Source organism: Pseudomonas chaetocerotis (assembly GCF_015712105.2).
GTDB classification, from domain to species: Bacteria; Pseudomonadota; Gammaproteobacteria; order Pseudomonadales; family Pseudomonadaceae; genus Aquipseudomonas; species Aquipseudomonas chaetocerotis.
In genome coordinates this window covers 194,047-212,112 of record NZ_JACFYX020000008.1, presented here as the reverse complement: position 1 = coordinate 212,112, position 18,066 = coordinate 194,047, and the positions used below count along the sequence as shown (strand labels likewise).

Below are 18,066 nucleotides of genomic sequence, written 5' to 3'. Positions count from 1 at the left end.
GAATCGTCAAGGCATCAGGCCTTGCGCGGCGCCATGTAGGCTAGCCAGCGGCGCTCGGCCAGCTTGAACAGGCGCACCAGGATGAAGGTCAACGCCAGGTAGAGCAGGCCGGCGGTGATGAAGGCTTCGAAAGGCATGTAGTACTGCGAGCTGACCGTACGCGCGGCGCCGGTGATGTCGATCAGGGTCACGATCGAGGCCAGCGAGGTGGTGTGTAGCATCATGATCACTTCGTTGCTGTACTGCGGCAGCGCACGGCGCAACGCCGACGGCAGCAGGATGCGCCGGTAGAGCTTGCTGCGCGACATGCCCATCGCCTTGGCCGCCTCGATCTCGCCGGGCGGCGTGGCCTTGAGGCTACCGGCAAGGATTTCCGCCGTGTAGGCGCTGGTGTTGATGGCAAACGCCAGGCAGGCACAGAAGGTGGCGCTGGAGAAATACGGCCACATGAAGCTGTCACGGATGAACTCGAACTGGGCCAGGCCGTAATAGATCAGGAACAGCTGTACCAGCATCGGCGTGCCGCGAATTACGTAGGTATAGAGCCAGGCCGGGAAGTTGACCCAAGGCGACTTAGACACCCGCATCAGCGCCAGTGGCAGCGCCAGGCTGAGGCCGAACGCCAGGGAGATCAGCAGGATTTTCAGGGTGACCAGCACGCCGCCCCAGTAAAGCGGCAGGTTCTCCCAGATCATTTGATAATCGAAAATCATAGATCAGCCACCTTGGCACCCACCGAGTAGCGCTTCTCGAGAAAGCGCAGCGCCAGCAGCGAAACACTGGTCAGCACCAGATACAGCCCGGCCACCGCCAGGTAGAAGGTAAATGGCTCACGCGTCGCGTCGGCCGCACTCTTGGCCTTGAACATCATGTCCTGCAGGCCGACCACGGAAATCAGCGCGGTGGCCTTGGTCAGCACCAGCCAGTTGTTGGTGAAACCGGGAATGGCGAAACGGATCATCTGCGGCACAAGAATGCGGAAGAACACCTGCATCCCGCTCATGCCGTAGGCCGCACCGGCTTCCGCCTGACCTTTGGGGATTGCCATGAAGGCGCCACGGAAGGTTTCCGACAGGTAGGCGCCGAAGATGAAGCCCATGGTGAAGACGCCAGCGACGAAGGGGTTGATGTCGATGTAGTCGTCATAACCGAGCATCGGCGCGATACGGTTCACCATGTCCTGGCCGCCGTAGAAGATCAGCAGGATCAGCACCAGGTCAGGAATGCCGCGAATAACCGTGGCGTAGGTATCGCCCAACGCCGCCAGCCAGCGGATCGGCGACAGACGAAAGGCCGCACCCAGCAGCCCGAGGAAGATCGCTACTGCCATCGACGTCAGCGCCAGAAGCAGAGTGAGCCAGGCACCATCGAGAATGGTCGAGCCGTAGCCTTGAAGCATGCGCTAATACCTCTCAGGCACCCCAGGCGCCGCCTAGCACAAAGAAAATTCATGTCGCTCACGCGACGGGCCGCAGGATGAATACCAGCATGGGTATTCACCGACTGCGCAGAACCAAGAAAAAAGTGGCACAACCTCAGAAGGTTAGTGCCACCTCTTCTGCCTGGGACGCTTACTCGCCGTATACGTCGAAGTCGAAGTACTTGTCCTGCACTGCCTTGTACTTGCCGTTGGCGCGGATGGCCAGGATGGCAGCACTGATCTTGTCGGCCAGCGCCTTGTCACCCTTGCGCACGGCGATACCCTGGCCTTCGCCGAAGTACTTCACGTCGGTGAAGTCCGGGCCGGCGAATGCGAAGCCCTTGCCAGCGTCGGTCTTGAGGAAGCCGTCATCGATGTTCACCGAGTCGGCCAGGGTGGCATCCAGACGGCCGGACTGCATATCCAGGAACACTTCGTTCTGCGAGCTGTAGCGCACGACTTCGGCTCCAGCCGGGGCGAAGATGTCGGTGGCGTAGCGGTCGTACACGGACGAACGCTGCACGCCAACCTTCTTGCCTTTCAGGTCGACCAGCGGGTCCTTGATCTCGGTACCGGCCTTCATCGCCAGCTTGGCAGGTGTGGCGTAGTACTTGCCGGTGAAGTCCACGGACTTCTTGCGATCTTCGGTGATCGACATGGAAGACAGTACAGCGTCGAACTTGCGCACTTTCAGTGCCGGGATCAGGCCATCGAACTCCTGCTCGATCCACTTGCACTCGACTTTCATCTCTTCGCACAGGGCGTTGCCGATGTCGTAGTCGAAGCCGGCAATCTGGCCATCGGGAGTCTTGAATGCGAAGGGCGGGTAAGCCGCCTCGATGCCGATGCGCAGCGGCTTCTCGGCCATGGCCAGGGGCGACATCAGGGACAGCGCCAGGGCGCCGAGCAGTGCGATCTTCTTCATTCTTTGCTCCTTCGAATTGGGTATGACATCGAGGCAGTGAGGGGCCCGGGCCTTTTAAGGATTGTAGAAGGCGGTGCTGCGCTGTCGTGGTGGACGAGCGACACAGGGGCCTTGGCTGGGTGTGCGGCATTCTAGCGGCAGGCAATGAGGCGATATTTCCTCAATGCGACAACTAATTACAGAAGCACAGGAAGCGCCGGCGACAGATATTGACAGCCAGGCAAAGGAGTGATCAAGCGAAAAGGGCAAACGGATATTTACAGCAATACTCAGGCCAGGAATCAACGAATGCCCATTTCATGGGCATCGACGCCTCTAACGCGCTCCATCCCGCGCTGAAATTTGCACCGTATCGGCACGCCCACGTTCCCTAACCGCCCAATTGAGTGCGCACTGTTACCGCGGCACCACTCAAACCGTAGGGTGCGCCGTGCGCACCGAGAGAACCGAGCTGATAGCGAAACCCACAAGAAGCCGGTGCGCATGGCGCACCCTACCCATCTACGCGCAGGCTCAGGCGCGCAGTCACGCGGTTTTCCTCGGCGCGGTCCAGCCCGGCTTCCTCGATGCGCACGCCCTGCCCCTCCAACGTCTGAATCCAGCGCAGCAACTGGGCGAATGCCACTGGCTGCAGGCTGACCTGCACCGCGCCAAAGCCCTCGGTATCCAGACGTTCGATCACCAGGCCCTGCTCGGCCGCACTTGCCGTGACTACCCCCTGCAGGCGCGCCGGTTCGAGGCTGGCGCGTGGCTGCAGGTCGCGCCCCTGCACCTGTGGCGCACGGCTCTGCATATAGGCGTACAGGGCTCGCTGCTCTTCGAATGCGCTACGCGCGGCCTGAGCATGACGCTGCACCGGTTGCCACAACGCCAGATAAAACAGCACCAACAGCAGGAAAACGCTCAGCGCCAAAAGTGCCAGGCGATCACGCGCCGGCAGCGTCTGCCAGCGCTGCGCCAGCGGCGAGCGCTGCCAGTGCAGGTGCAGACTTTCGCTCAACCCCGTCCTCGACATGCCCATCATCCTCCTATTACCACGCGTGCACTGACACCCTCGGCTTCACGGCTGGCCGAGCCCATCTGTACCGACAGGCCGGACTCCTCCAGACGCTCACGCAAACGCTCCAGCTCGGCAAAGCCCGGCGCCTGCAATTGCAACGACAGATCGCCACGGGTCGCGCTGTAATCGAGCTGATTGACCTGCACCAGCGCTGTGCCCTCGGCCTGCAGCGCCGCCGCGACCTCGGCCAGCAGGCCCAGCACCGGACTATCGCCGCCGGTGGACTGCGCCAGATGTTGATCGAACTGCGCACGCAGGTTGATCAGCTTGCTGTCCTGAGGAAACAACTCGCGGTACAGCGCCTCGCTGGACGCGGCGTAAGCATCGGCCTCGCGCTGCAGGTACCAACCCTGCGCGAGCGTGAAGCCCCACTGCAGTACGAAGCACAGCGCCAGTACCCCGGCCAGCGGGCGCCAACGCCGCCAACCGTCGCCACTCTGGCGCAGGGCGAACGCCCCCTGGGCCAGATCGACACCCTTGCCCTGACACACCAGCCATTGGTGCGCGTCCTCCAGCAGATGCACCTCATCGACCGGGTCGGGCAGCGCCTGCCCAGCCGGCGCACTGGCGATGCATGGCGATGGGCAACGACCTGCCAGCGCTGGCCAATCCTCGTTCTGCAAAGCCAGGCGCCAGGGCGCCTCGCCACCGAGCAACCAGCGCGACTGCAACCAGAGCAACTGACTGCCTTGTCGCGGTAACAGATCGGCATCGACGCGAATCGCCTGCGGCGGTTGCGCCGCGCACAGAGCCAGGCACTCGCGCAGCCAACTGGCGCGCAGCGCATAGACGCGGTGACGACCATCGGCCAGTTGCTCACCCAGCGCCAGGTGCATCAACTCGACATCCTCGGCCAGCAACTCCTCCACCGCGAACGGCAGCGCCTGGCGCATCCAGCGTGCCTTCTGTGTAGGCAGTTGCACGGCGCAGGCGGTGACCACCTCCACCGGCAGCACCAGCTCCCAGTGTGCCGGCAAATCAGCCAGGGCCTCGGCCAGACCAAGAGAGCGACTGCTGTCTGCCGTGACGCGCTGCACGGGTAGATCCGCTGAGGGCGCGTGGCACGCCTCAGGCGGCAGAAAAATCCATGTCGGGTTCATTCTTGTTCTTCCTCGATGGGCCGTGGCGGCATACCGCCCTGCCCCAGATCACGCGCCAGGACACTGACCTGGCCATCATTGCTGCGCTGCAGCAGGCTACGCAATACCACCCGGCGTTCACCCAGACTCACCTCGCTGAACACCTCGAAATACTGACTACCGACCGCCAGCCCCTGTACCACCTGTTCACCCAACCCGGCGAGCGCAGGCTGAGCGGCGAAAGCGGCCGGGCTCAGATACCCCTCGTTACCACGCCCGGCGATCAGTGCCAGGGCCGCGTCCGGCGTCAGGCCATCGGACAGGCTGGAGAGCACCATCGCGCTGGCGGTGTTGACGTTGAGCAGCGCCTCGCTCGGCAGCGCGCTGACGAAGGGCTGCAGCCGGCGATAGTCAGCGTCCTCCATCTCCAGCAGCAGGCGCAGTTCGGACACGTCGGTGATCTCGCGATTGGCAGTGCGATAAGGCGGTGTCGCCAGCAGATACTGGCCGTCCTCGGCGCCATTGCCGCCCCGCAGCTCACTGTCGCTATCGAGCCAATCCAGCAAGCGCTCGGCATAGGGTTTGTCGATGCCCAGACGCAACAAAAGGCGGCGCAGGCGCAGCACCGCCAGCTCATTGGGCCGGCCCTGGCGCACCAGACTGTTGAGGTTGAAACGGCCGTTGGGATCGGAGATGCGTACCCGTAGCTCGCCGCCTTCATCCAGCGGGAACGTCAGCAGCCTGGCCCAAGGTTCCAGCAGGTGATCAACCGGCTGACGTGGATCGCCCCGGCGCAGGTCGCGCTCCAGCACCGCCTTGGCCAGCGTCTCGCCCCCCAGGGCGTAGTGCCAGGCCTGGGTCACGTGCAACTGGTTGGCACTGCTGCGGATCGACAGCTGCTGACGAGCGATCAGCCCGGCGCATACCACCGTGACCACCGCGACCACCAGCAGCACAGTGATCAACGCCACCCCATTCTGCCGCTTCATGACTGCGGCACCTCGTTAGAATCCTCTGGCGGCACGCCGGTAGAGCTCTGCGCCGGCTGATCGGGCAGACGCAGCAGACGGCGCAGTTCGCCATAGCGGCGATGCTGCAGGCGTAGCTCCACAGCACGCGGCAGCTCGGTGAGCAAAGCGTCACCAGAGGCATTGGCCGGCGGCCAGTCAGGCTGCCACTGGCCGTCCTTGTCCAGATAACGCAGGCTCAACGACTCGACGCCATCGAGCGCCTGCTGGATCTGCGGCGTGCTGTCCTGCGCGCGATCCAGCACGCGCCAGTAACGCCGCTGCCACTGCTCGCCACTGAGCTGCCAACGCACCCGCTGTACCTCGGCACGCGGTTGGCCGAGCGGGTTGCGCCAGCCGACGCGGCTCAGCTCCAGTGCCGTGGCATCAGCCAGATCGCCGTGCAGCGCTGGCTGGGCATCACCGAAAGCATCGCGAATCGGCCGTACCGTCACCTGACGCAGATCGCGCTCGAAGGCTGACAGGGCGCGGGTCAACTCGCGCAACTGACGTTCGTGCTCGCGGGTGACAGCGTCGGTGCTGAGCACGCTGTCGAGCATGCGATAGGTGGCCAGACCCAGCAGGGCGAAGATGGCGATTGCGATCAGCAGCTCCAGCAGGGTGAAGCCGCGCTGTGGACGAGTCATTGCGGCGCCCCCAGGAAACCACTGAGCGTGACTTGCGCCCGCTCACGCAGATCGCCGCTGGCGCCGCGCTCCTCGGCGGCGACCCACAGCGTCACGCGACGCATGGCCGGCTCACTGGTGGCCTGAATTTCGCTCTGCCACGACCAGCGACGGCCGGCGAACGCCACCTGGCCCTGATCACGGCCATCAGCCGGTGGCGTGTCGGCCAGTTGCAGCTCGGTCAGCTGGTTGTCCGCCACCCACATGGCCAGGGTCTTGTTCTCAAGCTGGCTGGCCGTACGCACGCTCCGTGCGCTGGCAGTCAGCACGCTGGCGGCAATCAGGGCAAAGATGGCCAGGGCCACCAGCACTTCGAGCAGAGTAAAGCCGCGTAATGGCCTCATCGCGCGCGCCCCGTGCCCAGTTCCTCGACACGCGGCAGACCGAAGCCATCGCTGGACAGCTGCAGGCGCAGGCCGTCACGACGGGGTTCGGCGATACGCAGGCGAAACGGAGTCAGCTCGCCACTGGAAAGGATCAACAACTGCGGTGCATCAGCACTGGCCTCGCCCCCGAGCGTCAAGGCCTCGCCTTCCACGTCGCCCTCCACCTCAAGCGTCACTTCGGCCCACTCCGGCAGGCGATGAGCCTGGCGATCCAGCGCCTGCCATTCGCCGCGCTGCGGGTCGTAGCGCAGCACCCGATAGCCTTCACGGGTGAAACTCAGGCCGTACTCGCGATTGTCCAGCACCGCCTCGTCGACCAGCACGCCGATCAGCCCACCGAGGCGCTCGGCCTCGCTGCGCAGCTCGCGCGCGGGCCCGGCGATGCCGGTGCTGAGTACCGCCAGGCCGATCAGGCTGCCGAGAATGACCAGCACCACCAGTAGTTCGATGAGGGTGAAGCCGCGCGTCTTTAACGGCACGCCGATCATGTTCGGGTCAGAGATCCCAGTTGCCGATATCGGCGTTCAGATCGCTGCCACCCTGCTTACCGTCGGCGCCGAGCGAGTAGAGATCGAAGGCACCCTTGGTACCGGGGGCCAGGTACTGATACGGGTTGCCCCAGGGATCGATGGGCAGGCGCTTGAGGTAGCCATCCTTGCTCCAGTTCTTCGCTTGTGGGTTACCGCTCGGCTTGTTCACCAGCGCCTCCAGGCCCTGCTGGGTGCTGGGGTAGTTGTGGTTGTCGAGCTTGTACATGTCGAGCGACGCGCCGATAGCGCGGATGTCGTTCTGCGCAGCGGTGACCTTGGCCTGATCGGGCCGACTCATTACCTGCGGCACCACCAGTGCCGCCAGAATGCCCAGAATCACCACCACCACCATGATTTCAATCAGGGTGAAACCTGCTTGTCTGCTATTCACCTTGCTACCCCACCATCTGGTTCAAAGAAAGAATCGGCAGCAGGATGGCCAGAACGATCACCAGCACCACTGCCCCCATGAATACCAGCATGAACGGCTCGAACAAGCCGACCAGCAGCGCAATCTGCGCGCCGAGGTCGTTCTCCTGGTTCTTCGCCGTACGCGCCAACATCTGATCCAGCTCACCAGAGCGCTCACCGCTGGCGATCATGTGCAGCATCATCGGCGGGAACTGTCCGGTGGCCTCCAGCGAGCGGGTCAGGCTGCCACCCTCGCGCACTTTTTGCGCAGCCACCAGCACCTCACCACGAATCACCCGATTGCCGATCACCTCGCCGGCAATCGCCAGCGCCTCTACCAGCGGCACACCGCTGCGGGTGAGGATCGCCAGGGTCGAGGCGAAGCGCGCGCAATCGGTGGCGCGGCCCAGCTGACCGACCAGCGGTATGCGCAGCAGAAACCGATGCCAGCGCAGCCTGAACGCCTCATCACGCAGGGCTACGCGCAAGGCGACGACCGCCAGTATCAGCGCCACCAGGGCAACCAGCCCCCAGGCCTTGACCCAGTCGCTCAGGGCGATCAGCCCGCGTGTCAGGGCGGGCAGCGTCTGCCCCGAGTCGACGAACACCTTGACCACGTCCGGTACCACGTAGCCGAGCAGAAAGCCGACGATCAGCAACGAGGCACACATCAGGATCACCGGATAGAGCAACGCCAACTGCACCTTCTGCCGCGACTGCTGGCGCTGTTCGGTGTAGTCGGCCAATTGCTCCAGCACCGGACCGAGGTGCCCGGCATGTTCCCCGGCCGCCACTGTGGCGCGGTACAACTCGGGAAAGGCGGCCGGAAATTCCTTCAGGCTGCCGGCCAGGCTATGGCCCTCCAGCACGCGGGCGCGCACCGCCAGGAGCATGCCCTGGATACGCGAACGGGTGGATTGCGCCGCGGCAGCACGCAGCGCTTCTTCGATGGGCAGAGCCGCCTGGATCAGCGTCGCCAACTGGCGAGTGACCAGCGCCAGGTCGCGCGCCGACAGGCCACGTACAAAACCCAGGCGCGCCTGACCACTGTCCTGCTCGCGGCTGCGCGTGGCTTTGACCTCCAGCGGCGCCAGCTGGCGCTCGCGCAGCATTTGGCGCACCTGGCGCGCGCTGTCGGCTTCCAGCACGCCCTTCTGCTGGCGGCCGCGCCCATCGAGGGCAATATATTCAAAGGCAGCCATCGGCAAATCGCTCCGGTTGTTCCCGCAGCAGCGGCTTCAGCCGCGATCTCCGCCGACTCGCGGCTGAAGCGGAATGCCGCCCAGCCGCTCCTACAAGAGCCCATGCCAACATACCGATTGCCATCATTCCTCTCGCGTCACGCGCAGCACTTCCTCGACTGTGGTCACCCCTTCCAGCACCTTGCGTCGGCCATCGTCACGGATGCTCGGGCCCAGGCTGCGGGCGTGGCGAGTCAGGTCCTGCTCGGAAGCGCGGCTGTGCACCAGCGTGCGTATGACTTCATCGAAAACCACCAGTTCGTAGATACCGGTACGCCCACGGTAGCCCTGCTGATGACAGTGAGCGCAGCCGCGAGCGTGGTACAGGGTCGGCGGCGAGCTGGCCGGCACACCGAGCAACGCGCATTCGGCTGCATCGGCCGCATAGGGTTCCTTGCACGCGGGGCACAGCACCCGCACCAGGCGCTGGGCGAGCACACCCAGCAAGGATGACGACAGCAAAAAGGGCTCTACGCCCATGTCCACCAGGCGGGTTATGGCGCCGATGGCGCTGTTGGTGTGCAACGTGGAGAGCACCAGGTGGCCGGTCAGCGAAGCCTGTACGGCGATCTCGGCGGTTTCCTTGTCGCGGATCTCGCCGACCATCACCACGTCCGGGTCCTGGCGCAGGATGGCGCGCAGACCGCGGGCGAAGGTCATGTCCACCTTGGTGTTGACCTGAGTCTGGCCGATGCCTTCGAGGTGATATTCGATGGGGTCCTCGACGGTGAGGATATTGCGCGTATGGTCGTTGAGGCTGACCAGGCTGGCGTACAGCGTGGTGGTCTTGCCCGAGCCAGTGGGCCCGGTAACCAGCAGGATGCCGTGCGGCTTGCGCACCGTATCCTCCATGAGTTTGCGGTCCTCGGCGCGCATGCCCAGGTGCTGCAAAGACAGGCGCCCGGCCTGTTTGTCGAGCAGACGCAGCACCACCCGTTCACCATTGGCCGAAGGCAATGTGGACACGCGAATGTCCACCTCGCGCCCACCGACCTTGAGCGAAATGCGCCCGTCCTGCGGCACGCGCTTTTCGGCGATGTCCAGCCGCGCCATCACCTTCACCCGCGAGACCAGCAACGCGGCGAGCTCGCGCTTGGGTTCGAGCACCTCACGGAGGATGCCGTCGACGCGAAAGCGCACCACCAGGCGTTTCTCGAAGGTCTCCAGGTGAATGTCGGAAGCGTTTTCCTTGATCGCTTCGCCCAGGATGGCGTTGATCAGGCGGATGATTGGCGCGTCGTCCTCCTGCTCCAGCAGGTCTTCGGTTTCCGGCACCTGATCGGCCAGCGAGGCCAGATCGAAACTGCCGCCGATATCCTCGGCCAATTGCATGGACGCTGAATCGTGTTGATAGGCAGCACCCAACACCTGGGCGAACTCAGGGGCACTCAGTACCTGCAGCGGCAGGCGGCGCCCGGCGAAGCGCTGCGCCTCGGCCAGCGCCACCGGGTCACAATCGGCGCGATGGGCCAGGCTGGTGCGTTCGTCCTGCATGACGAACACCACACCGTGACGCTTGGCAAAGCTGAAGGGCAGACGGCGCAGCGGAATTTCCAGCAACGAAGTGTTCATGTGTGACCTTAGAACAGAACCTTATTCGGGCAGCACAGCCAAATCTGGCTGTTCGACCCAATGGCTACCTCTGGAACGGTCTTTTTATGCATACATTCGACTATCTTTAACACATCGTCTGTAACTGTACACCCACCCTATTTAGGGGATGCCAACCTCGCGCAGACTGCTATGATCAGCGCGCGACGCCCAGCACATAAGAAGAATTGGACTGTCGTTTTCGGAGTGATGCTTTTGCCCATCTCGGCTCTTTCCCAGCGGATCAAGGACAATGCCCCGAGCCTGATCGGTATGCTCGTGCTGATCGCCTTGAGCGTGAGTCTGGCGTGGCAAAGCGCAGAATTGCTGCGTCTGGTGCGCGGCCCCGTGCAGCAACCGCTCAGTCAGGATGCACCCGATCTGCAACAGCGCGCACAGGCGCCCATCGCCCAGTTGTTCGGCAGCCCGCGTCAGGCCGACAGCGGCCCGCTACCTGCCACCAACCTGCAACTGACCTTGCTCGGCAGCTTCGTCCACAGTGACCCGCAACGCTCCAGCGCCGTGCTCCAGCGCCAGGGCCAGAGCGCCCAGCGTTATACCGTCGGCATGGAGGTGGACAGTGGCGTGCGCCTGGATGCCGTCTATGCCGATCACGTCGAACTGCTGCGCAATGGCCGCCGCGAAAGCCTGGCCTTCCCTCGCCAGCAGAGTGGTCAGTACAGCCTGTATACGCCAGCGGAAGAGACAATCGACGACCCCGTCGAACAGCTCGATCAACTCGACCAGAACAACCTCGAACAACTGCGTCAGCGCATGCAAGACCTGCGCGAACAGATGGAAGCCTCTGGCACTCTGCCAGAGGAAACGCCCGCCGATCAGCTCATGGAAAGCGACTGAACCGATGCATGTTCTCCGAAGCAGACTGACCCTCGCCATCCTCGCCGCCGGCCTGGCTGCTGTCCCCTTGCCTTCGCTCGCGCAAATCGAGCAGGTACCGGCCAGCGCCAATCAGCAGGAAGAACGCTGGACCATCAACCTCAAAGGCGCCGACATTCGCGAGTTCATCGATCAGGTCGCCGCCATCACCGGGCAGACCTTCGTTGTCGATCCGCGCGTGAAAGGCCAGGTCAACGTGATCTCCAGCACGCCGCTGGGGCTGTCCGAGGTCTATCAACTGTTTCTCTCGGTGATGGCCACCCACGGTTTCAGCGTGCTTACCCAGGGCGACCAGGCGCGCATCGTGCCCAATGCCGAGGCCAAGGCCGAAGCCGATGCCGGCCGCCCGGCGCCGGACCGCCTGGAAACCCGCCTGATCCAGGTGCAGCACGCGCCAGTGGCCGAGCTGATCCCGCTGATTCGTCCACTGGTGCCGCAATATGGCCACCTGGCTGCCGTCACCTCGTCCAACGCGCTGATCATCAGCGACCGCAGCGCCAACATCGAACGCATCGAAGATCTGATGCGCCAGCTCGACCGCAGCGGCGCGCAGGACTTCAGCGTGGTCACCCTGCAGCACGCCTGGGTGATGGACGCCGCCGAAGTGCTCAACACCGCCATTGCTCGCGGCCAGGCCAAGGGCACCAGCGCGACCCAGGTGGTGGCCGACGCACGCACCAATCGCCTGATCCTGCTTGGCCCACCGGACGCCCGCACCAAACTGGCCGACCTTGCCCGCTCGCTGGACAGCCCCACCAGCCGCTCGGCCAACACCCGCGTGATCCGCCTGCGCCACAACGATGCCAAGTCCCTGGCCGAAACCCTCGGGGAGATCTCCGAAGGCCTGAAGAATCAGGAGAACAGCGAAACCACCGGCAGGCAGTCGAACATTCTCATCCGTGCCGACGAGAGCCTCAACGCGCTGGTGCTGCTGGCCGAGCCCGATCTGGTCGCCACCCTCGAAGACATCGTGCGTCAGCTCGACGTACCGCGTGCCCAGGTGATGGTCGAAGCGGCCATCGTCGAGGTCTCCGGCGACATCACCGACGCCCTCGGCGTGCAGTGGGCCGTGGATGCTCGTGGCGGCAGAGGCGGCCTGGGCGGGGTCAACTTCTCCGGCACCGGCCTGTCGGTGGGCAGCGTGCTGCAGATCCTGCAAAGTGACGAAATACCGGAAGACCTCACCCTGCCCGACGGCGCCATCATCGGCATCGGCAGTGATCGTTTCGGCGCACTGATCACCGCACTTTCGGCCAACAGCAAGAGCAACCTGCTGTCCACGCCGAGCCTGCTGACCCTGGACAACCAGAAGGCGGAAATCCTCGTCGGGCAGAACGTGCCCTTCCAGACCGGCTCCTACACAACCGACGCCTCGGGTGCCGGCAACCCCTTCACCACCATCGAACGCCAGGACATCGGCGTGACCCTCAAGGTCACCCCGCACATCAACGAAGGCGCCACCCTGCGCCTGGAGATCGAGCAGGAAATCTCCTCCATCGCCCCCAGCACCGGGCTCAACGCCCAGGCAGTCGATCTGGTGACCAACAAGCGCTCGATCAAGAGCACCATCCTCGCCGACGACGGTCAGGTGATCGTGCTGGGCGGCCTGATTCAGGACGACGTCACCCAGGCCATCTCCAAGGTGCCTCTGCTGGGCGACATTCCCTTGCTCGGCGGGTTGTTCCGTTCCACCCGCGAATCCCACATCAAACGCAACCTGATGGTCTTCCTGCGGCCGACCATCGTCCGCGACGGCGCTGGCCTGGCTGCACTGTCGGGCAAGAAGTACAGCGACATTCGCATCATCGGCAACGGCGGCCCGGACAACGGCCGCCCCAGCATCCTGCCCAGCACACCGGGCCAGTTGTTCGACGGCCAGGGCGCACCGGCGGTGGATTTGCGCCAGTAACGATAGGGCGTCATCTCGTATAGGGCGGTGAAACCCGCCGTTGCCATTGCGGCGGGTTTCACCCGCCCTACATATTGAGTTGTGGAGCGCCACAAACCGTGGGAGGCGCTTTAGCAGCGACAATTTCTGCAGCAGTCGCGGCTGAAGCCCCTCCTAAAGGGTGGCAGGTTCACGTCACAACGCAGGCGTGCGCGGCGGAACCTGACGCTTGCTGCCAGTCGACTCATAGGCCGCCGCCAGCTGCAGCAGTGCCGAATCATCATAGGCACGGCCGGCGAAGGTCAGGCCCACCGGCATGCCGATATCGGCCATCACGCCCATCGGCACGGTGACGGTCGGCACACCCAGGTGACGGATCGCCAGGTTGCCGTTGGCCACCCACACACCATTGCTCCAGGCGAGATCGGCGGATGCCGGATTCACATCGGCATCGGCCGGGCCGACGTCGGCCACGGTGGGGAATAACACCGCATCCAGGCCCAGTTGATCCATCCAGTCTTCCAGGTCGATCTTGCGTGTGTGCTCGAGGCCGCGCAGGCCGTCGGGCAGCGTGGTGATCTGATCCCAGGGCTTGATGCCGCGTTTAGCCATGTTGACGTACTCCTCCATGCCCGCCGCCAGATCACCCTCGCGGTTCGGCAGCGTGCCGGGGTCATGCGGAAAAATCTGCGGCCCGTCCACATCGGCCAGGCGGTTGAGTTTCGGATCAGCATTGGCGCGCAGGAAGTCGTCGAAAGCCCAGCCGCTCAGTTCCCACAGCTCGTCATGCAGGAACTCGGGCGTGACGATGCCGCGGTTGAACACAGTCGGTGCACCGGGGCGGTCGCCCTCACAGTTGGACACCAGCGGGAAGTCCACTTCGACCACCTCGGCGCCAGCCGCTTCCAGTGCCTGACGCGCCGCTTCCCAGAGAGCAATCACCGTCGGCCGGGTGTGAATGCGCTGGCCCGTCGGCCCGCCGATGCCAGGGCTCTCGCTGGTACCGGCCTCTTCGTCCTTATTGATGAACATGCGCGGCACGCCCAGGCGCTTGCCGGCCAATGCATCGGCCTTGGCCGCCAGCGCCAGGTAGGACTCGGGACGCACCTCGGAAGCTTTCGGGATCGCCACCCAAGGCTGCAGGCGCCACAGATCGCCACGGCTGTCGGCATCGTCGGCCACCACTACATCGAGCACTTCCAGCAGGTCGGCCATGGTGCGGGCATAGGGCACCACCACATCCATGGTCGGCGTAAGCGGCCAGTTGCCACGTACCGAAATCACCCCGCGCGACGGCGTGTAGGCGCACAGACCGTTGTTCGAGGCCGGGCCACGCCCGCTTGACCAGGTTTCCTCGGCCAGGCCGAAGGCCGCGAAGCTGGCGGCAGTCGCCGTGCCGGCGCCGTTGGACGAGCCCGAGGCGAACGGCGCCGTCAGGTAATCGGCGTTATACGGGCTTTCGGCACGGCCATAGACGCCACGCTGCATACCGCCATTGGCCATCGGCGGCATGTTGGTCTTGCCCAGGCAGATGGCGCCAGCCGCGCGCAGGCGCTCGACGGTGAAGGCATCACGCTGCGCCACCAGATCCTTGAACGCCGGGCTGCCGGAGGCCGCCGTCAGGCCCTTGACCAGATAGCTGTCCTTGGCGGTGTAGGGAATACCATCCAGCGGGCCGAGGGTTTCGCCGCGGGCGCGGCGCGCATCGGAGGCTTCGGCCTCCTTCAGCGCATCGGGGTTGCGCACCACCACCGCGTTGAGCCGGGTCTGCGTATTCGGGCCATCGTAGGCGTCGATACGCGCCAGGTAGGCCTTGACCAGCTCGACCGCCGTGGTGCGGCCGGACTCCAGCGCCGCGCGTAGCTCGGCAATGGAAACTTCGGTTACCTCGATCATGGTGTCATCACTCGCAGATGGCGGGCCGCGTCTACGGCCACAGATACGAAAACAGCGCTCGCATGACCGACGCGAACGGGCAGATTCAGTCATGCAACTATGTGCCCGATGATACATCCCACCAGGCTTCGCAGCATCCCGCGCCAATGGCCAGGATGCGCGCCAGCCATTACAGTCTCGTCACTGATTACGCAGCATTGAGCAGACGTGGCTTATGACCCGCGAAGAACGCATCCATCTGTGGTCGGCGCTTTCGGACGTATTCGTCGACACCGAAGTCGACTACGGATACATCGCCCGTCAGGTGGCAGGTTTCGACCCTGCCACAGTACAAGCCGCCTTCTTCGAGGACGTCGCTCCTGCGTGCTACTCCAACATGCTCGCGCCCATCCCACCGATCTGGACAGGCTTCGACAGCGCCTGGCTCAGCGAAATCATCGAACAAGCCCAGACCGCGCGACGAAGCTCCACCATGCGCCGCCTGCGCGACCGACTCTTCATCGCATACCTGAGGCGTGCCCTGAAAGCGGAATGGGCGAAGCTCGAGCAGGAACTGGATTTCGAACCGTAGGGGCCCGCTTACGGGCGATGCTTTTATCAGGATCGCCCGCAAGCGGGCTCTTACAACGTCATCGTCTTGCTCTTAACTGGCGAGCATTACGCCGCCTCCTGCTATGTTCTCAGTCCCCGAACACGAAACAGGAGAACATCGCCATGTCTCACCTCACCGGCGGCTGCCTCTGCGGCCAGGTGCGTTTCGAAACCAGCGGCCAGCCTTACAGGGTCGGCGTTTGCCACTGCATGGACTGTCGCAAGCACCACGGCGCCCTCTTTCACACCTCGGCAATCTTCCCGCAGGACGCGGTGAAGGTAGAGGGCGAAACCGGCCAGTACGCCGGCCGCCACTTCTGCCCACGCTGCGGCTCGCCGGTGTTCGCGCGCTCGGGGGATGAAGTCGAGCTGAACGTCGGGTCGCTGGACGAACCGAACCAGTTCACCCCCACCTACGAACTCTGGACCATCCGCCGCGAAGCCTGGCTACCGCCCTTGCCCTTCGACCGCCACTACCCACGCGACCGCGACCGCAGCACGCGCCACGAGTAGAGCCACTCAAGCATTGGTTTCGCGCCGGCTTATCCAACCATGCATCAGCCCCGCCTGGAAGAACTGCACCGGTGCCTTGAAACCGGCAGCCTGGATGATGCCAGCCACCTGCTGCGCCGGCAGCACCGCCACATCGCGGGCGTAGGCTGCACGTGCACGCTCCAGTGTCTGCGCATCGACCCCAGCCGATGCCATCAGCGTCATCCAGCCAGGCAGCAATACCTCGTAGGCCGGCGACTGGATATCCGCTGCCAGGTCGACACTGGCCAACAGCCCGCCGGGTTTCAGGCGCTGTGCGATCTGGCCGAAGAACGCGGTACGCGCGGCAGGTTCGAGCAGAAACTGCGACACCAGGAAACAGGTGGCGCCGTCGTAGACCGCCCCAGGCGCCAGCGTATCCAGATAGCCCAGGTGAAAGTCGCACCGCTGGGCAAAGCCGCCGCGCTCCGCACGCAGGCGACACACCTCGAGCATCGCCTCGGACGGATCGAGCGCGGTGAAACACCAGCCTGGAAAGCGCTCGGCCAGGTGCGCGATTTCCGCGCCCGTGCCGGTGCCCACGCACAGTATCCGCGCGTCAGCCGGCAGGTCGATGAACAGTGCATCGAGCAGCAGATACAGCGCCTCACGAATCGGCGTCATACCCGCCCACTGCTTGTCGTAGCCTGCTGCCTGTTGATCGAACAGCGCCTTGATTTCCTCATCACGCATGGCCATGCCTCCGTCGAATGATCACCATCACGCCTTCCAGTATCCCAGAGCTGTCAAGCCGCCCCACTGCATCGCCCAAAGCTCAATCCAACTTTGTCGGCACTTTGCCAGAGCATCGGGGGACTAACTGGCATGTCCCTTTCCAGCGAACTCGATATGCAGAGCCCGACCTTCGAACAGAAAGCCTTCATCCTGCTGCTCGTTCTGGTGACCATCGCCTTCTTCTGGATACTGCTGCCGTTCTATGGCGCGGTGTTCTGGGCCATGGTCCTGGCCGTGGTGTTTTTGCCCCTGCAGGAGCGCCTGATCCGTCGCATGGGCGGCCGAGGCAATCTGGCCGCTTTGCTGACGCTGATCATCTGCCTGCTGGTGGCGATTCTGCCGGTGATCTTCATCACCTCGGCCGTGGTGGCCGAAGGCACCGCCCTGTATCAGAAACTGGAGTCAGGCGAGCTGGATGCAGGCGCCTACGTCACCAGCGGCATACGCATGCTGCCGCCATCAATGCAGGAACAACTCGCCCGTGTCGGCATCTCCAACCTCGACGGCCTGCGCGAACAGATATCCAAGGGTGCCATGGCCGGTAGTCAGTATCTGGCCACCAAGGTGTTCGCCATCGGCCAGGGCACCTTCGAGTTCTTCATCGGCTTCTTCGTGATGCTGTACCTGCTGTTCTTCCTGCTGCGCGACGGCAAGTATCTGGTGCATAGAATCCGCACCGCCATCCCGCTGGCCGACACCACCAAACGGCGTTTGCAGATCAAGTTCACCCGCGTGGTGCGCGCCACGGTAAAAGGCAACGTGGTGGTCGCCGCCGTACAGGGCACACTCGGTGGCTTCATCTTCTGGGCGCTGGGCATCTACAGCCCACTGCTGTGGGGCGTGCTGATGGGCTTTCTGTCACTGCTGCCGGCAGCCGGCGCCGGCATCATCTGGGCGCCTGTGGCCATTTACCTGATGCTCAGCGGCAGCCTGATGCAAGGCATCATCCTCACCGCCTTCGGCGTGCTGGTGATCGGCCTGGTGGACAACATCCTGCGCCCCATTCTGGTCGGCAAGGACACCCGCCTGCCCGACTACCTGATCCTCATTTCCACCCTCGGCGGTCTGGCCCTGCTGGGCCTGAACGGCTTCGTGATCGGCCCGCTGGTAGCGGCGCTGTTCGTCGCCAGCTGGAATCTGTTCGGGGCGAAGAAGAAGGTCAGGTTGCCGGAGTGAGGACTACTGCGTGGGGC

19 protein-coding genes are annotated in these 18,066 nt (G+C 64.1%); 5 read left to right on the top strand and 14 right to left on the bottom strand.

Annotated elements, in window-relative coordinates:
* Nucleotides 1-14: 14 nt before the first annotated feature.
* The 12 genes from H3221_RS15945 to gspE all read right to left on the bottom strand — a co-directional run bounded on the left by H3221_RS15945 (nucleotide 15) and on the right by gspE (nucleotide 10,317).
* Nucleotides 15-713, bottom strand: coding sequence for an ABC transporter permease (locus H3221_RS15945; protein WP_196474551.1), 699 nt, complete (start codon nucleotides 711-713; stop codon nucleotides 15-17).
* Nucleotides 710-1,399: an ABC transporter permease gene (locus H3221_RS15940; RefSeq protein WP_160020307.1), complete on the bottom strand. Its 690-nt coding sequence runs from the start codon at nucleotides 1,397-1,399 to the stop codon at nucleotides 710-712. The genes H3221_RS15945 and H3221_RS15940 overlap by 4 nt, the downstream gene beginning before the upstream one ends.
* A 172-nt stretch (nucleotides 1,400-1,571) precedes the next feature.
* Nucleotides 1,572-2,345: an ABC transporter substrate-binding protein gene (locus H3221_RS15935; protein ID WP_196474550.1), complete on the bottom strand. Its 774-nt coding sequence runs from the start codon at nucleotides 2,343-2,345 to the stop codon at nucleotides 1,572-1,574.
* 493 nt (nucleotides 2,346-2,838) lie between these two features.
* A complete protein-coding gene (locus tag H3221_RS15930) occupies nucleotides 2,839-3,366 on the bottom strand; it encodes a type II secretion system protein M (RefSeq protein ID WP_196474549.1) in 528 nt (175 codons plus the stop codon).
* Nucleotides 3,366-4,505: a type II secretion system protein GspL gene (gspL, locus tag H3221_RS15925; protein WP_196474548.1), complete on the bottom strand. Its 1,140-nt coding sequence runs from the start codon at nucleotides 4,503-4,505 to the stop codon at nucleotides 3,366-3,368. The genes H3221_RS15930 and gspL overlap by 1 nt, the downstream gene beginning before the upstream one ends.
* The gene (gspK, locus tag H3221_RS15920; protein WP_196474547.1) at nucleotides 4,502-5,473 is read right to left on the bottom strand and encodes a type II secretion system minor pseudopilin GspK; all 972 of its coding nucleotides are present in this window, start codon (nucleotides 5,471-5,473) and stop codon (nucleotides 4,502-4,504) included. Before gspK ends, gspL begins: the two co-directional genes overlap by 4 nt.
* Nucleotides 5,470-6,138 (bottom strand): type II secretion system minor pseudopilin GspJ, encoded by a 669-nt coding sequence (gspJ, locus tag H3221_RS15915; protein ID WP_196474546.1) that lies wholly within the window; start codon nucleotides 6,136-6,138, stop codon nucleotides 5,470-5,472. Before gspJ ends, gspK begins: the two co-directional genes overlap by 4 nt.
* A complete protein-coding gene (gene gspI, locus H3221_RS15910) occupies nucleotides 6,135-6,521 on the bottom strand; it encodes a type II secretion system minor pseudopilin GspI (protein WP_196474545.1) in 387 nt (128 codons plus the stop codon). The genes gspJ and gspI overlap by 4 nt, the downstream gene beginning before the upstream one ends.
* Nucleotides 6,518-7,051 (bottom strand): type II secretion system minor pseudopilin GspH, encoded by a 534-nt coding sequence (gene gspH / locus H3221_RS15905; RefSeq protein ID WP_196474544.1) that lies wholly within the window; start codon nucleotides 7,049-7,051, stop codon nucleotides 6,518-6,520. The genes gspI and gspH overlap by 4 nt, the downstream gene beginning before the upstream one ends.
* A 7-nt stretch (nucleotides 7,052-7,058) precedes the next feature.
* A complete protein-coding gene (gene gspG, locus H3221_RS15900; RefSeq protein WP_160020315.1) occupies nucleotides 7,059-7,484 on the bottom strand; it encodes a type II secretion system major pseudopilin GspG in 426 nt (141 codons plus the stop codon).
* Nucleotides 7,485-7,488: 4 nt separating this feature from the next.
* Nucleotides 7,489-8,706: a GspF family T2SS innner membrane protein variant XcpS gene (xcpS, locus tag H3221_RS15895; protein WP_196474543.1), complete on the bottom strand. Its 1,218-nt coding sequence runs from the start codon at nucleotides 8,704-8,706 to the stop codon at nucleotides 7,489-7,491.
* A 123-nt stretch (nucleotides 8,707-8,829) separates the two neighbouring features.
* Nucleotides 8,830-10,317 (bottom strand): type II secretion system ATPase GspE, encoded by a 1,488-nt coding sequence (gspE, locus tag H3221_RS15890; RefSeq protein ID WP_196474542.1) that lies wholly within the window; start codon nucleotides 10,315-10,317, stop codon nucleotides 8,830-8,832.
* 228 nt (nucleotides 10,318-10,545) lie between these two features.
* Here gspE and H3221_RS15885 point away from each other — a divergent pair, with 228 nt between their 5' ends.
* Together H3221_RS15885 and gspD are read left to right on the top strand one after the other, a co-directional pair.
* Nucleotides 10,546-11,193, top strand: a complete 648-nt coding sequence (locus tag H3221_RS15885; RefSeq protein ID WP_224490633.1) for a type II secretion system protein N — start codon at nucleotides 10,546-10,548, stop codon at nucleotides 11,191-11,193.
* A gap of 4 nt (nucleotides 11,194-11,197) precedes the next feature.
* On the top strand, nucleotides 11,198-13,141 hold the full coding sequence (gene gspD / locus H3221_RS15880; protein ID WP_196474540.1) for a type II secretion system secretin GspD: 1,944 nt from the start codon (nucleotides 11,198-11,200) through the stop codon (nucleotides 13,139-13,141).
* A gap of 174 nt (nucleotides 13,142-13,315) precedes the next feature.
* On the opposite strand, the gene H3221_RS15875 is transcribed toward gspD, so the two are convergent.
* Nucleotides 13,316-15,016, bottom strand: coding sequence for an amidase (locus H3221_RS15875; protein WP_196474539.1), 1,701 nt, complete (start codon nucleotides 15,014-15,016; stop codon nucleotides 13,316-13,318).
* 214 nt (nucleotides 15,017-15,230) lie between these two features.
* On the opposite strand from H3221_RS15875, the gene H3221_RS15870 reads away from it, so the two are divergent.
* Complete coding sequence (locus H3221_RS15870; RefSeq protein WP_196474538.1) at nucleotides 15,231-15,587, top strand: DUF7079 family protein; 357 nt, start codon at nucleotides 15,231-15,233, stop codon at nucleotides 15,585-15,587.
* A 143-nt stretch (nucleotides 15,588-15,730) separates the two neighbouring features.
* On the top strand, nucleotides 15,731-16,120 hold the full coding sequence (locus tag H3221_RS15865; RefSeq protein ID WP_196474537.1) for a GFA family protein: 390 nt from the start codon (nucleotides 15,731-15,733) through the stop codon (nucleotides 16,118-16,120).
* 6 nt (nucleotides 16,121-16,126) lie between these two features.
* Here the strand turns inward: H3221_RS15865 and H3221_RS15860 are convergent, their stop codons facing one another.
* On the bottom strand, nucleotides 16,127-16,831 hold the full coding sequence (locus H3221_RS15860) for a class I SAM-dependent methyltransferase (protein ID WP_196474536.1): 705 nt from the start codon (nucleotides 16,829-16,831) through the stop codon (nucleotides 16,127-16,129).
* 156 nt (nucleotides 16,832-16,987) lie between these two features.
* Here H3221_RS15860 and H3221_RS15855 point away from each other — a divergent pair, with 156 nt between their 5' ends.
* The gene (locus H3221_RS15855) at nucleotides 16,988-18,049 is read left to right on the top strand and encodes an AI-2E family transporter (protein WP_196474610.1); all 1,062 of its coding nucleotides are present in this window, start codon (nucleotides 16,988-16,990) and stop codon (nucleotides 18,047-18,049) included.
* Nucleotides 18,050-18,066 lie beyond the last annotated feature (17 nt).